This window comes from Sphingopyxis sp., from assembly GCF_965279755.1.
Lineage (GTDB): Bacteria > Pseudomonadota > Alphaproteobacteria > Sphingomonadales > Sphingomonadaceae > Sphingopyxis.
Window position 1 is genome coordinate 1,392,757 of sequence record NZ_OZ257261.1, and the last position, 14,501, is coordinate 1,407,257.

Here is a 14,501-nt window from a genome sequence, read left to right on the forward strand (position 1 = left end):
CCCGCGTGGAAAGGACCGACGCTCGTCCGGCCGACGCATTGCCGCTGAAGACGCGGTTGCTCTATGGCTCGGGCACCATCGCCTTCGGCATCAAGGATCACGGCTTCAACGCGCTGCTGATGCTGTTCTACAATCAGGTCGTCGGGCTTCCGGCGGCCTGGGTGGGGACGGCGATCATGATCGCAATGGTTGCCGATGCGCTGTTCGATCCGCTGCTGGGGCAATATTCGGACAATGTCCGAACGCGCTGGGGGCGGCGGCATCCCTTCATGTATGCCGCCGCGCTGCCCATCGCGCTCTTTTATCTGCTGCTCTGGACGCCGCCCGAAATGGCGCACGGGGCCCAGTTCGCCTGGCTCGTCGCCACGGCAATCCTCGTCCGCTTCTCGATCAGCCTGTACGAGATTCCCTCGACGGCGCTGCTCGCCGAATTCACCAGCGATTATGATGAACGCACGCGGCTGGTCGCCGCGCGCTATTTCTTCGGCGTGTGCGGCGGGATCGGGATGACGGTGGTGACCTTCGGCTATTTCCTGCGACCGACTGCGGCGCAACCGGTGGGCCATCTGAACGCCGGCGGCTATGTCACCTATGCGTGGGTGGCGGCGGGAGTCATGATGCTCGCAGTGCTGATCTCGTCGATCGGAACGCAAAAGGAAGTGCTGAAACGCCCGCCCCCGCCGCCGGTCGTCAAAGTTCCGGTCGGGCAGATGCTGCGCGAAATGCTGGGCGTCCTGATACATCCAGCCTATATTTCGATCCTGCTCGCCAGCCTGTTCTTTGCCGTGGCATCGGGGCTCAGCCTGTCGCTCGGCGTCTATTTCTCGACCTATTTCTGGGAATTGAGCGCCAGCCAGATCGCGACCGTCGCATCGACGGCCATCGCCGGTATCCTGCTTGCTTTCGTCGTCGTGCTGCCACTGTCGGCGCGCTTCGGCAAAAAGCCTGCCGCGATGCTCATGTTCAGCCTGTCGCTCGTCGCCAGCGTCCTTCCTCTGGCGCTGCGCCTCGCCGGTCTGTTTCCGGCCAATGGCGATCCCCTGCTGCTGTGGCTGCTGATGGGGCAATTCGCCTTCAGCATGATGACGACGATCGCCGGCGGCATATTGGCGGTGTCGATGGTCGCCGACGTGACAGACCAGATCCAGCTCGAAACAGGTCGCCGCTCCGAAGGCCTGCTGTTTTCTGCCGCGACCATGGTCAACAAGGCGATATCGGGCATGGGGATCATGCTGGCGGGGCTGCTGCTGTCCTTCGTCGGCTTCCCCGACAATGCGCAGCCCGGCCAGGTCGGCGCCGACGCGCTGCACGGGCTGGCGACCATCTATATCGCGGCGCTGTCGGTCGCGACCGCGATCGCGATCGTCTGCCTCGCTTATTATCCGATCAGCCGATCAAGCCATCAGGAGAATATCCGGCGGCTGGGCACGGCCCCGGCCGAATGATCGCATGGATGGCGGTCGTGCACTATCCGCGCCAGGTGCCTTCGCGCCGGATCAGCGGAAGACCGCCGGCGAGCACGGCCTCGGCAGCTTCGAGCAGCCGCTCGTTCTCGGCGACCAGATCGCCGGCGCGGCCGCTTTCGATCCAGCTGTCGAACGCCATTCGCCCACCGGCAACAAGCATCGCCGCCGCCATTTGCGGACGACGATCCCCGGCGGGATCGACCCCGAGTTCGTCGGCGATATAGTCTGTCATCAGCTCGATCTGAAGCCGCTGATGCCCGTACCATACGGGGAGCAGCTCGGGTTCGCCGGCGAGCGCGCGGCCAAGGTTGATCTGGCCGTCGCCGTCGCGTTCATAGGCATGCGCGAGCCGGACAACCTGATTGCGCCAGAAGGTCAGCACCGGCACGCCTTGCGCCCGCTGCGTCGAGACCACCGCCTCGAAGCGCGTGCCCGCCGTGACCGCAATCGCCGCGGCAAGATCGCGCTTCGAGGCGAAGTGGGTGAACAATGTGGTGATGTGGATGTCCGCCGCCTCGGCGATGGCCGCCATCGTGGCGTCGGCGTAGCCGAGCGTGACGAACAGGCGCCGTGCGGCCTCCTCGATACGCTGACGCGTCCGCGCTTTCGCCGCGGTTCGCCTTGGAAAACTGACTTTGGCTGGTTCGTCCATGCGCCGCTTATAGCCGTTGCCGCGCGAAGTGCCAGCTATATAAGTTGATCATTCTATTCTTATAGGATAATCTCCGGTGGAACAGAAATCGGAAGGCTGATGACCATGATCGATATTTCGATGCGCAACGAATTCGAACAATGGGTCGAAACGGCCCGGCCGCCATTGGCAGACGAACCCGCGCTGGGTCTCGCAGCGCTGATGACGACGGCCGCCTTTGTCGACCCTGTCGCGCAAGTGCCCATTTTCGATGCCATTTCGGATGCCACGTCCGCGACCAGCGATCCCGCCGAACGCGCCGCCCGCATTTCGACGGCCCTGCCGTGGGTGGCCGACGGCAAACCGCGCGTTGCGCTGCCACGCCCTCTGTGGGACGGCTTCTGGGACATCATCGCCCGGCCGCGCTCGCCCGGCGATGGCGAACTCGACCTGACGCTCGCCGTGGTCGCACTCGGCAATCATTATGATCAGCGGATGATCGACGCGTGCGAGGCGGCGCTGCTCGAATTCGACAGCGTGCACAAACTCATCGCCCAGCCAGAGGTGCGGCTGACCACCGCCGATCTCGAGCGACATGCCAGCGACAGCCTCGCACACGACCTGCTGTCGATGCTGACCGCCAACGGATATGATATCGAGGTGATCGATGCCGATACCGTCGTCCTGCCCGGCGAATATCCCGCCCAGAACCGGACGAACCGGCGCATCCTTCAGCTCCACGACATCTGGCACCTTGTCGGTGGCTATGGTTTTACCCCGGCGGGCGAGGTCGCGATTTCAGGCTTCCAGATGGCGCAGTTCGGGCAGAATTACTCGACGCGCTTCCTCGCAACGGTGGCGGCCAAGGCTGCGGTCGACATGCCCGCGATGATGGATATGCTGTTGACCGTGACCTTCGACGGCTGGCGACACGGGCGCACGACGAAGGAATTGATGGCCGTCCCCTGGCACCAGCGCATCGCCGACCCCATCGAGCGCGTTCGCGCCGATCTCGGCATTCGTCCGCTGGACAGCGCAGCGGTCCGTATGATGGATGCCCTCGTCCCGGCCGTCTAGCCTGTGCGTCCGGGGCCCCTTGGCGCCGGACCACCTGAAGCCGATAACCTGACTGGCAGCGGTATCGTCGATACCGCTGCCAGAAACGGGCTTTGCTCAGAAGTTCAGTTTGACCCCGGCCGAAACATAGCGACCGATCACGTCATAGTTGGGGCTCGTATAGGGCGTTATCGGCGGATCGCGGTCGAACAGGTTGTTGACGTTGCCGAACAGGGTGAAGGGTCCGGTTTTGAACTGGACGCCAAGATCGACATAGGTGCGGCTGGCGACCTTGTTGTTCACGATCTCCACCGGAACATTGTTCACGACCGTCAGCGGCCGGTCGAGACCGCCATCGACATAGCGCAAGCGCAGGTTCGCGCCGAAGCTGTCGCTGTCATAGGCGACGGTCGCCGTTCCGCGCCATTGCGGGGTCGAGAAAGCGGTGTCGCCCCCGACGAAGCCCGCGACATCATTGCCGTTGATCTTCAGGTTGAACACATGGTTGGCCAACGCGCGGAACGACAGCGTGCCGTTGCCGAGCGGCATGCGGTACGATGCCTCGATGTCCAGACCCTGCGTCTGGTAATTGGCAAGGTTGCGGTATCCGTTGGTGATCGACCCGATCGTGCCGTTGGTTTCGCGGACAATGATGCCCCCGCAAGTGGGATCGGTCGGCGCCGCGGCGAAGCACTGCTTCAGCAAATCGTTCGCCGTCACCGTCGTGATCACATTGTCGATGTCGATGTCATAATAGTCGACCGACAGGCGCAGCCCCGGGGCGAAGGACGGCGAATAGGATCCGCCGACGGTCAGCGTATGCGAAATCTCGGGCGTCAGAAGCTTGTTGCCGCCGCCATAGACCACGACATTGTTCTGCACCGTGCCGTTGGCCCCGACGAACGGGTCGAAGACGGTGCCGATGTTCGTCGAGCGGTTGAGGAAATATTCGGTGATGCTGGGCGAGCGGATGTCGCGCGAATAGACCGCGCGGAGCAGCAGGTCGTTGACGACGCGCAGCGTGCCACCGGTCTTCCACGACCAGATGCCGCCGCTGGTGCTATAGTCCGAATAGCGCGCAGCACCGTTGATCTCGAGCTTCAACGTGTCGGTGATGTCGAGCAACGGCACGTTGACCTCGGCAAAGACTTCTTTGACGTTGAAACTGCCGTTCGTCGCCGACGAGTTGAGCGTGCCGAGCGCATTGGCGAGCGACAGCGGGTCGACATAATTGGTGACCTGCTTTTCCCAGCGAACGTCGGAACCGAGCGCGATGTCAACGGGGCCGGCCCAGGTCGAGAAAGGCTGACCCGAAAGGCTGGCGCCCGCCGCATCCAGCTTGATCGTATAGATCAGCTGCGACCCGCCAAAGGCCCAGTCCGCCGCGGCATCCGAAATGCTGCCGTTGCCGAACAGGTTGATGGGCACGCAGCTCGGGTCGTCGTTGGCGGTCGATGCATCGGCGTTGATACGGCACGTCGGGGTGCCGTTCACAAGAACCGAATCCACGCCGTTGGTGAAGCGCGATTTGATCCGCTGATTGTTCAGCCGCTGATTGAGCCGGATCTCGCCATGGTCGTAATAGGCCTCATAGCTCCAGCCATCGCCGAACTTGCCGCTGAGGCCGATCGCACCTTCCAGATTGCGGCGGCTGTATTTGAACTTCATCACCCGGTCGTCGCCGACATCATCGAGAACGCGACCAAGCAGGAACGGACCGGCGACGCCGGCAGCCGCGAGCTGGTCGCGGTTTGCCTGGGTCAGGAACGCATTGTCCGGCATGATGACCGCAGCCGGGGTTTCGGGAAAGAAGCTGTAGTTCGCCGCCATGCGGTGGAAGCTGAAATTGGCCCAGACCTTGAGCGAGTCGGTCAGGTCATAGCTGGCGCGGGCGAACAGGTTGGTGCGCTCATAGGGCGTGCTGACCGCGACATAGTCGAAGATATTCTGGCCGCCGCCGCCGATAGTCGTGACCCCCTGCGTGATGCTGCCGAGCGGGAAGGCGCCGATGTTCCCGTCGGGATTGAAGACCAGATTGTAGGGCGCTCCGGTCGCCCGGAGGATCGAGCCACCATTGTAGAGCTGGGTCGAATTGGGATCGCGCACCAGTTCGAGCTTGCCGTCGGCCCGCTGGAACAGGCCAGCCTCGAGATTGGGGCGGTCGTGGCGGCTGAGCGCGCCGCGCTCGTTCATATATTCGCCCCCGACCATGAAGTGACCGCGGCCACCCGCAAAGTCGGTTCCCCATGCGATGTCGGCGCCATAGCGCGCCATGTCGCCACGCGACGACACCCCGGTCTGCACGCCCATCCGCCAGCCGGAAAAATCATCATCGAGGATGATGTTGACGACGCCCGCGACGGCGCCCGAGCCCCAGGCCGCCGATGCGCCGCCGGTCACCACGTCGATCCGCTTCACCAGACTTTGCGGCACGATGTTGAGATCGTTGGCGCCAGCAAAACGGTGGCCATTGAGCAAGGTCAGCGTGCGCACCGAACCCAGACCGCGCATGTCCGCAGTGGAAACGCCGCTGGACGTATTGCCCGGCGTCGTGGACGGGGTCGAGGTCGCGCGAAACTGCGGGGTGTCGTTCAGAACCTGGGCGATGCTCGCACGGTTGCCCAGCGAAAGCTCGGCCTCGCCGATCACCGTGGTCGGGGTCGGAGCGTCGAAGCCCGAACGCTGGATTCGCGATCCGGTTACGACGATATCCTCGTCGTTGACCGCGCTGACCGCGGGACTTTCCGAAGCTGTTTGGGCATAGGCCGGGCTTTGGCTGGCAATAGCAGTGAGTGCGGTGCTGGCGAGCCAGCCCAATTGAACAACTTTCATAGAGATCCCCTTCGCCTTCCTGATGGCAATGCCGCACGGTCCCGGCCAAATTTTGCGATGGTCCTGAGTGAGACAGCTACTTGCTGAAACCTATAAGGACAGGCATTTTAGAAAAATTCAAGAGAAAATAGAGAAAATATTTCAAAAATTGAAAATATCTGTTTCTGAAATGCGACGCGTCCGCCGATCAAGCTTCAGCCTCGACCTCCCTGCCCTTCGCACCCCATGTCGGATCGACCCGTCGGACCGCGCCATCGAGCGCGCGCAGCAGCAGCGCCGCGACAATCGCGATACCGCCGAGCATCGCGAAAAAGGGACCTTGGTCCATATGGCTCCAGAGCATGCCGACGAGCCCGGCCGACAGGCTTCCCGAGAAAATCGCGAGATACCAGGCCGCGACCGTCGTCGCGCCAAGCCGCGGCGGCGCGAGCCGCGCGAAAAGGCCGAGGCCGGTCGGCAGGATCAGCAACTCGCCGAAGGTGAAGATCGCGAAGAAGACTGCGAACCAGAACCACGGCGCCCGCGCATCGCCATTGCTCCATGCAACCGCGGCAAGCACCAGATAGGCGGCCGCCACGACCAGGGCGCCCAGCGCCATGCGCCGCGCGGGCGACATATCGTAGCCGGCATCGGCGCGGCGACGCCAATAGGCCAGAAGCGGCGGCGTCATCAGCATGACGAGGAGCGGATTGAGCGATTGGAACCAGGTCATCGGAATCGTCCACGCGCCGATCGCACGGTCGATTCCCGTATCGGCCCAGAGCGCGACGGTGTTGCCGACCTGCTCATAAGCGCCGCGGAACACCGTGACCGAGAGCGCCACCGCGACGAGCACCATGAAGGTGCCCTTGTGATCGGCCCAGCGCATCGCGGGCATGTCCGCGGTCGGCGCACGCGGCGGCTCGGCAGGCAGGTAGCGCTGGCCCCAGACATAGATCAGGAGCCCGGCGAACATGCCGATGCCGGCGGCGCCGAAACCATAATGCCATCCGTAAAGCTCGCCCAGCGTTCCGCAGATCAGCGGCGCGAGAAAGCCGCCGATGTTGATGCCGACATAATAGACGTTGTACGCCCAGCCGCGCCGCGGATCGCCGGCAGTATAGAGGTCGTTGATCTGGCTCGGCAGGCTGGGAAGGAACAGCCCGTTGCCAATCGCGATCGTCGCGAGTGCAAAATAGAAGAGCGGTTCGAAGGCCATCATGAAATGACCGATCGCCATGATCGTCGCGCCGAGGATCACCGCGCGCCGCTTGCCGAGGAGGCGATCGGCGATCACGCCGCCAATGATCGGAGTGAAATAGGCGCAGGCGGTATAGGCGCCATAGACGAAGGACGAATGCCCCTGCGTCAGCAGCAGCTCCTTGGTCATGTAATAGACCAGCAGCGCGCGCATCCCGTAGTAGGAGAATTGCTCCCACATATTGGTGAGGAACAGCACGGTCAGCCCGCGCGGCTGACCGAACCAGGTCGGAGCACTCGCCTGTGTCATGCCGTCGCGGGCTCCCGCGCGCCCCAGACGGTCTCGTCACACCAGATGGTTCCGTCGCGATAGACCACCCCGGGCGAGCGGTCGCGCGCAAGAAAGAGCGGGCCGTCGAGATCGACAAGGTCGCAGAGCTGCCCCGCAACGAACCCCGGCGCGGCGCCAAGACTGCTGCACACCATGCAGCCGACCATAACGCCAAGCCCGGCCTCGCGTGCCGCGCCGGCGATCATCAGCGCCTCGGTCAGCCCGCCGCATTTGTCGAGCTTGATATTGAAGACGTCGAAACGGCCCTTCAGCCCCGCGACGTCCCCGAGCGTCAGCGCGCTTTCGTCGGCGGCGAGCGGGATTGGCGAGCGATAACCGTCGAGGTCTGCCTCGCGCCCGCGCGCCAGCGGCTGTTCGATCAGCGACACGCCGGCCGCGACCATCGCATCTGCAAGCGCATCGAGATCGCCGATCGCAAAGCCCTGATTGGCATCGACGCCGATCCACACGTCGGGGCGCGCGGCTCGGATCGCGCTGACCCGCGCGATATCAAGGTCGAGTTCGCCGGTGAGCTTGATCTTGATCGACCGGGCATGGGCATAAGCCGCGGCAGCCGCGGCCATCTTTTCCGGCTCGTCGGCGCCGACCGTAAAGGTCGTGCGCAGCGCCCGCGGTGGCTCCAGCCCCGCGAGCGCCCAGACGGGCCGCCCCGTCCGCTTCGATTCCAGTTCCCACATCGCCGCATCGACCGCGTTGCGCGCACCGCCCGCAGGCAGGATCGAACGGAGTTCGGCGCGCGACGGTCCGGCCTCGATCGCGTCGTGCGCCTGCCCCAGTTCGGCGAGCATGTTCGTCAGATCGTCGCCGAGATAATAGACGCCGGTCGCCTCGCCGCGCCCCACGTACGTGCCGTCGTCGAGCGTGACGACGATGGCATTCGCGCTGTCGAAAACGCGGCTGGCGATGCGGAACGGTTCGGCCAGCCGCAGCTTCTCGACCGAAACGCCCAGTTTCAAACGTGTCATCAGTAATTCACCGTCATTGCGATCAGGCCAAAGGTCCAGGCGGTGTAAAGCGCCAGCAGCATGGCCAGCAGCACGAGCGCCGCCCACAGGGTGCGGAACCAGCCGCGTTTGTCCTGACGAACGATCAGAAGGTTCCACACCGCGACGAGCACACCGCCGAAAAAAATGACCAGCCCGGCAATCTGCAGCGTCCACAGTAACGGATCGAAGGATGGCAGCGCCTTAAGCGTCGACAGGCTTACGACCCATGCGATAGCGAGCCCGACCACCAGCCCCGCCGCGACGCGAACCCCGCGATACGCGAGCAGCGCCGGGCGGCGCAGGGTCAACGGCGCCTTGTACTGACGCCGGATCAGCGCCGACACCGGCCATTGGAGGAAAGTGGTCAGCAGGATGCCGAGGCCGATGTACAGCGCGGGCTTGAGCCAGGCGGCTGATCGCGAGACCGGCGCGCGGTCGAAGACCATGAAGGGCGAGATGCCATCGACGCTCCAGCGCACGACCTTGCCATCGACCACCTGCGCCGCGAGGCGCCCGTGACCATTGGCATTGTGCCAGACGAACGGCGCCGTCTCGACCCATTCCGCCGGCACGCCGTTCAGGTCGCGCGCCGCCGGAACGATCAGCTTGCCCTCGGCGTCGACGCTGACCGTGACCTGCGTCAGAAACGATGCCAGCGCATAGAAATTCGACTCCGCCCGCCGGCTGTTGAGCCAGTTGCCCGTGAGCATCCGTGCATGTTCGGCCGACATCTTCGCATCGACGCGGGTCGCCGGCATCTCGTTGCCCGGCAGATAGCGGTCGGCAAATTTTTCCAACAACGCGCGGCGCACCGGGCCGACCGATGCCTGCTCGCCGGTCGCGTTGAACGACATGTAAATGCCGATATTCTCTTTCGTGAACAGGTGGAGCGCGGTGTGGAACAGCTGGGTATCGCCCAGATGCGCGATGACCTGCCGCCCGTTGATGTTGGTCTCGAAAAAGCCCAATTCCATACGGTTGAGCGGCGGCAGGATGGTCAGCGGCGTATCGTGCATCAGCCGTGCTGTTTCGGGGGTCATCAGCCCCGCCCCGCCGTCGAGGTGCGCGATCATGAACTTCGCCATGTCGGCGCCGGTGGACGACAGCCCGCCAGCCGGCGACGGACCGACGATCTCGAATTTCGAGGGGCCGGCCGATCCCTTGCGATAGCCCGTCGCCATCCACGGCGCAAAATCCTTCGGCAGCGGCTGGCGGAAGGTCGAGTTCGCCATGCCGAGCGGCCGGAAAATCCGCTGCTCGACATAATCGTCGAAGCTCATCTTCGACACGCGTTCGACGATGTAGCCGGCCAGCGCGGTGCCATAGTTGGAATAGGACGGCGTCGTACCCGCAGCATAGATCCGCTTCGGCGGCAGCTTCACATATTGGGCGAGCGAGATCTGGAACTTCGGATCTTCGAAGATCGTCCGCTTGCCATGCTCCTCGAACCCCGACGTGTGCGTCATCAGCTGGCGCATCGTGACCGGCTTGCCTTGGTATGTCGGAATCCGGAAGTCGAGATAGGCGTTGACGTCCTTGTCGAGGTCGATCTTCCCGGCTTCGACCTGCTGCATCACCGCCGTCCAGGTGAAGAGCTTCGACACCGACCCCGGCCGGAACAGCGTCCGGTCGGGATCGACCGGAGTGCGTTTGGCCAGATCGGCATAGCCGAAGCCGCGCTGGGTCAGCACCTTGCCGTCCTTGACCACGACCACGACCGCACCGGCAAGGTCGCCGCGCTCGAGCGCGAACGGCATATAGCCGTCGAGCCAGCTATCGATGTCCTGCTTGGTAAGCACCGCGGCCGCGCCGGGGAGAGTCAGCGCCGCCGCGGCACCGCCAGCATCCGCGCGCGCGCTCTTCGGCGCGGCCGGTGCGGGCGTTACGGCCTGCCCCGATGCCCCGACGCCCAACAGCAGGACGAGCGGCAGCAAGGCAAATTGCAGGATTGATCGCATAGTCTTTTCTCCCGGTGCTCCGCGCAAGGCGGGGCACCTTCCCTTATCGAAAATATGTCGCGCGTCAGTCGCCCGCTCCACGGACGACGGCGCCACCCTTCATCACGAAAACCATCGCCTCGAGCTGCGTGACGTCCTTCAGCGGATCGCCGCGAACCGCGACGATATCCGCCGCCTTGCCCACCGCGATCGAACCGACGTCGCGCTCCAGTCCAATATGCGTCGCGCCCCAGACAGTGGCGGCGCGGATCGTGTCGAGCGGCGTCAACCCCGCCTTGGTCATCAACGCGAACTCGCGCGCATTCTCGCCATGTTTCGAGACGGCCGAGTCTGTTCCGAAGGCGATGCGAACGCCGCCTTCATGCGCGCGGCGCAGGGCATCGATCATCAGCGGCCCGACAATGCGGGCCTTGGCGCGAACGGCGTCGGGCATCCAGTCGGCATTCTCGGCCTGCCGCGACACCGTGTCGCCGGCGAGCAGGGTCGGGACGAGATAGATGTTCTTCGCCTTGAACAGACGGATCGATTCCGCATCGAGATAGGTGCCATGCTCGACCGAATCGACGCCCGCCCGCAGCGCCGCGTTGACGCCGTCGGTGCCGTGCGCGTGCGCGGCGACCTTGCGGCCGAGCCGGTGCGCGGTCTCGACGATCGCGACGAGTTCGGCGTCGCTCATCTGCTGGCCGAGCCCGGCGGCGGTGTTCGACATGACGCCTCCGGTCGAAGCGGTCTTGATGATGTCGGCGCCCTGCTGCACCGCAAGGCGCACGGCACGCGCGCAATCGTCGGCGCCCGAGCAGAGCGTCGGCGAACGGAACAGGTCGATGATTTCCTGCCGATAGCCATGGACATCGCCATGCCCGCCGTGCGCGGCGACACCGCCTGCGGCGAGGATGCGCGGACCGACGACCTTGCCGGTGGCAATCGCATCACGGAGCGCGTTGATCGCCTCGGGATCGGAGCCGAGATCGACGACGGTGGTGAACCCCGCCTCGACCGTGCGCCGGGCGAAGACAACGCCGTCGAACGCCTGATCGGTGGTCGATTTGGTCACCGCGTCGAGCTGGCTGGTCGGCCCCGATTCGAAGGTCAGATGGACATGGCTGTCGATCAGGCCGGGCAGCACGAAGGCATCGCGAAGGTCGATCACCCTGCCCTCGCCGACATAGCCGTCGCGGATTTCGGCGACCTTGCCGCCCTCGACGACAATGGTCTTGCCGGTATCGACCCGGCCGCTGGCCGGATCGGCGAGCAGGCGGCCGGCGTGAATATAGGTCCGCTCCGCGCGCTCCTGCGCCGCAGCGGGCTGGACGAACAGCGCCGATATCATCGCCGCGAGAATGATCTTCTTCATGCCCCTTTTCCTTCCCGCCCGATTATCCGCGGCCCCAGATCGCTTCGCCGCACCACGCATCGCCGTCCCGATATTCGATCGAGGGCGTGCGATCGGCGGCGAGGAAGATAGGACCGTCGAGATCGACGATGTCGCAAAGCTGTCCGACGACGAACGCGGGCGCCATCGCCAGGCTGCTGCTGACCATATTGCCGACCATCACGCCGAGGCCGAGGTCGCGCGCGCGGCGCGCCATTGCGAGGCCTTCGGTCAGTCCGCCGCATTTATCGAGCTTGATGTTCACCACGTCGAAGCGTCCGGCGAGACCCTCGATATCGGCGAGCGTCAGCACGCTTTCGTCGGCGGCGATCGGGATGGGGCTGCGATAGCCGTCGAGATCGGCCTCGCGCCCGCGCGCCAGCGGCTGTTCGAGCAGCTTGACGTCGGCCGCGACGAGCGCAGCGATCAGCCGGTCGAGTTCGCCGATTGCAAAGCCCTGATTGGCGTCGACGCCGATCCAGCATTCGGGTCGCGCCGCGCGCACCGCATCGACACGCGCGATGTCGAGATCGAGATCGCCGGTCAGCTTGAGTTTGAGCGCGCGCGCCTGTTCATAACGCCTAGCGCCCGCCGCCATCGCATCGGGATCGTCGGCGCCGAGAGTGAAGGTCGTCCGCAGCGGCCTGGGCTCGGGAAGGCCGGCGAGTTCGTGCACCGGCGTCCCGCTGCGCCGTGCCTCAAGCTCCCACAGTGCGCAATCGATCGCGTTGCGCGCGCCGCCGGCGGGCAGCCGTTGCTGCAGCGCCGCGCTCGTCACCCCGGCCTCGATGTCGCTGCGGACCGCATCGACCGCCGCGGTCATCGCGGCAATGTCGTCGCCGAGATAATAGACGCCCGCCGCCTCACCGCGTCCCGACCATGTGCCGTCGGACAGCGTGACGACGATCACGGGCGCTTCGGTGAAGACGTGGCCCGAAATGCGGAACGGGCTTGCGAGCGGGAAGCTCTCGACCCGATAGTCCAGCGTGAGCGGCACCGTCGTCACTTGGCGCCTCCGCCGCAGCTATGGCGGAGCACGGCACCGGCCTTCGCGCCGCTGTACTGGCCGTCCGCCAGCGTGACGACACCGTTGACGATCACCGTTTCGATCCCGCTCGGCGCTGCCATCGGCTTGTCCCACGTCGCGCCGTCGTCGAGGGTATCGAGATCGAAGACCACGATGTCGGCGCGCATGCCATCGCGGATCAATCCGCGGTCGGAGAGGCCCATGCGCTGCGCCGGCCAGCCGGTCATCTTGCGTACGGCCTCTTCCAGCGACAGCACCGGGCGGCGCTTCACATATTCGGCGATGATGCGTGGGAAGGTGCCATAGGCGCGCGGATGCGGCAGGCCGAGGGCGTCCATTTCGCCGAATTTCTCCGACGCTGCGGCATCGCTGCCGATGCTGACCCACGGCTGCTTGAGCGCGGTCTCGATATCCTGCTCGCTCATCATGAAATAGAGCGCGACCGACCGGTTGGGCAGGCCTTCGAGCAAGATGTCCCATGCCACATCGGCGGGATCGCGGTTCAGCGCCTTGCCGATCTCGGCGAGACTCTTTCCGTGATAGGGTCGGTATTTGTCGCTGAAGCCATTAGCGAGCCGGACATTGCCGAAGCCGCCCGACGCGTGAACAAGGTTCGACCACCCCGGCATCGACCCGGCGGCGACCTCCTTCTTCATCCGCTCGCGCACCTTGGGATCGCGAAGCCGTTCGATCCCCTTCTGCAGGCCATCGGCCCACACCCAGCTCGGCGCGATGATTTCGAGGCCGGTACCGCCCGCCGTATAGGGATAAAGGTCGGCCGCGACATCGACCCCGCGCGCACGCGCCGCATTGATGGTGGCGACTGCCTGCGGCATCAGCTTGCCCCAGCCGGGGGCATAGGCCGCCTTCAGGTGAAAGATCTCGACCTTCACCCCGCCCTTCTCGCCGATCTCGATCGCTTCCTTGATTGCTGTGACGAGTCCCTCGCTCTCGTCGCGCATATGCGTCGCGTAAAAGCCGTCGCACTGCGCCGCGACCTTCGCCAGCGTGACGAGATCCGAGGTGCTCTGGAAGCTGCTGGGCGGATAGATGAGGGCGCTCGAAATACCGAAAGCACCATTCTCCATCGCGAGCCTTACCTCGCGGCCCATTTCCTCTAGCTGTGCCGCGGTGGGAGATCCGGCGCCGTCGCCCATCACCTTCACGCGCGCTTGCGTCGCCGAATAATAGGTCCCGTAGTTGACCGCGATTCCCTGCTGTTCCAGCGTTCTGAAATAGTTCGGCATTTCGGCCGCCGAAGCCGGAGGACCGCCTTCACCGGCGATCACCGTCGTGACGCCCATGCGCAGCTTGTTCTCCGCCGAACCGTTCTTCAGCAGCACGCGGCCCGACTGATCCATCATGTCGATGAACCCCGGCGAGACATAGCGTCCGGTGGCGTCGATTTCCTTCGCACCGCGCCCCGCAACCTGACCCACGCGCACGACGCGCCCGTCCTTCACCGCGACATCGGCGCTGACCCAGGGATTGCCGGCGCCGTCGAGGACGCGCCCGTTGCGGATCACGATGTCATAGTCGGGCGCCGGCGTGTTCGCGACGAGCAGCAGCGACAAGGCACTGAACAGGATTTTACGCTTCATCATTCATCTCCCGGTCGGCGGCCCCATCGCCGCGACACCAT

General features: G+C 64.7%; 10 protein-coding genes. 2 read left to right on the forward strand and 8 right to left on the reverse strand.

What is annotated here, in order from left to right; genetic code table 11:
• The first annotated feature begins 5 nt into the window (after positions 1-5).
• Positions 6-1,445 carry an MFS transporter gene (locus ACQY80_RS06835; protein WP_428684930.1) on the forward strand — a complete coding sequence of 480 codons (1,440 nt, stop codon included), beginning with the start codon at positions 6-8 and terminating at the stop codon, positions 1,443-1,445.
• A 22-nt stretch (positions 1,446-1,467) separates the two neighbouring features.
• Here ACQY80_RS06835 and ACQY80_RS06840 read toward each other — a convergent pair whose 3' ends face one another.
• Positions 1,468-2,118 carry a TetR/AcrR family transcriptional regulator gene (locus ACQY80_RS06840; protein WP_428684932.1) on the reverse strand — a complete coding sequence of 217 codons (651 nt, stop codon included), beginning with the start codon at positions 2,116-2,118 and terminating at the stop codon, positions 1,468-1,470.
• A 99-nt stretch (positions 2,119-2,217) separates the two neighbouring features.
• On the opposite strand from ACQY80_RS06840, the gene ACQY80_RS06845 reads away from it, so the two are divergent.
• Positions 2,218-3,174 (forward strand): Coq4 family protein, encoded by a 957-nt coding sequence (locus ACQY80_RS06845; protein ID WP_428684934.1) that lies wholly within the window; start codon positions 2,218-2,220, stop codon positions 3,172-3,174.
• A 96-nt stretch (positions 3,175-3,270) separates the two neighbouring features.
• On the opposite strand, the gene ACQY80_RS06850 is transcribed toward ACQY80_RS06845, so the two are convergent.
• The 7 genes from ACQY80_RS06850 to ACQY80_RS06880 all read right to left on the reverse strand — a co-directional run bounded on the left by ACQY80_RS06850 (position 3,271) and on the right by ACQY80_RS06880 (position 14,460).
• On the reverse strand, positions 3,271-5,985 hold the full coding sequence (locus tag ACQY80_RS06850; protein ID WP_428684936.1) for a TonB-dependent receptor plug domain-containing protein: 2,715 nt from the start codon (positions 5,983-5,985) through the stop codon (positions 3,271-3,273).
• Positions 5,986-6,172: 187 nt separating this feature from the next.
• On the reverse strand, positions 6,173-7,474 hold the full coding sequence (locus ACQY80_RS06855; RefSeq protein WP_428684938.1) for a peptide MFS transporter: 1,302 nt from the start codon (positions 7,472-7,474) through the stop codon (positions 6,173-6,175).
• A complete protein-coding gene (locus ACQY80_RS06860; protein WP_428684940.1) occupies positions 7,471-8,481 on the reverse strand; it encodes a dipeptide epimerase in 1,011 nt (336 codons plus the stop codon). Before ACQY80_RS06860 ends, ACQY80_RS06855 begins: the two co-directional genes overlap by 4 nt.
• Entirely contained in the window at positions 8,481-10,460 is a 1,980-nt protein-coding gene (locus ACQY80_RS06865) for a serine hydrolase domain-containing protein (RefSeq protein ID WP_428684942.1), read from the reverse strand. The genes ACQY80_RS06860 and ACQY80_RS06865 overlap by 1 nt, the downstream gene beginning before the upstream one ends.
• A 64-nt stretch (positions 10,461-10,524) precedes the next feature.
• Entirely contained in the window at positions 10,525-11,814 is a 1,290-nt protein-coding gene (locus tag ACQY80_RS06870; protein WP_428684944.1) for an amidohydrolase family protein, read from the reverse strand.
• 22 nt (positions 11,815-11,836) lie between these two features.
• Positions 11,837-12,838, reverse strand: a complete 1,002-nt coding sequence (locus ACQY80_RS06875; protein ID WP_428684946.1) for a dipeptide epimerase — start codon at positions 12,836-12,838, stop codon at positions 11,837-11,839.
• Entirely contained in the window at positions 12,835-14,460 is a 1,626-nt protein-coding gene (locus ACQY80_RS06880; protein WP_428684948.1) for an N-acyl-D-amino-acid deacylase family protein, read from the reverse strand. Before ACQY80_RS06880 ends, ACQY80_RS06875 begins: the two co-directional genes overlap by 4 nt.
• Positions 14,461-14,501 lie beyond the last annotated feature (41 nt).

Excerpts from the sequence above, each read along its gene's own strand:
- ACQY80_RS06840 (WP_428684932.1), bottom strand. The coding sequence starts at position 2,118 with ATGGACGAACCAGCCAAAGTCAGTTTTCCAAGGCGAACCGCGGCGAAA.
- ACQY80_RS06845 (WP_428684934.1), top strand. The coding sequence starts at position 2,218 with ATGACCATGATCGATATTTCGATGCGCAACGAATTCGAACAATGGGTC.
- ACQY80_RS06850 (WP_428684936.1), bottom strand. The coding sequence starts at position 5,985 with ATGAAAGTTGTTCAATTGGGCTGGCTCGCCAGCACCGCACTCACTGCT.
- ACQY80_RS06855 (WP_428684938.1), bottom strand. The coding sequence starts at position 7,474 with ATGACACAGGCGAGTGCTCCGACCTGGTTCGGTCAGCCGCGCGGGCTG.
- ACQY80_RS06860 (WP_428684940.1), bottom strand. The coding sequence starts at position 8,481 with ATGACACGTTTGAAACTGGGCGTTTCGGTCGAGAAGCTGCGGCTGGCC.
- ACQY80_RS06865 (WP_428684942.1), bottom strand. The coding sequence starts at position 10,460 with ATGCGATCAATCCTGCAATTTGCCTTGCTGCCGCTCGTCCTGCTGTTG.
- ACQY80_RS06870 (WP_428684944.1), bottom strand. The coding sequence starts at position 11,814 with ATGAAGAAGATCATTCTCGCGGCGATGATATCGGCGCTGTTCGTCCAG.
- ACQY80_RS06880 (WP_428684948.1), bottom strand. The coding sequence starts at position 14,460 with ATGAAGCGTAAAATCCTGTTCAGTGCCTTGTCGCTGCTGCTCGTCGCG.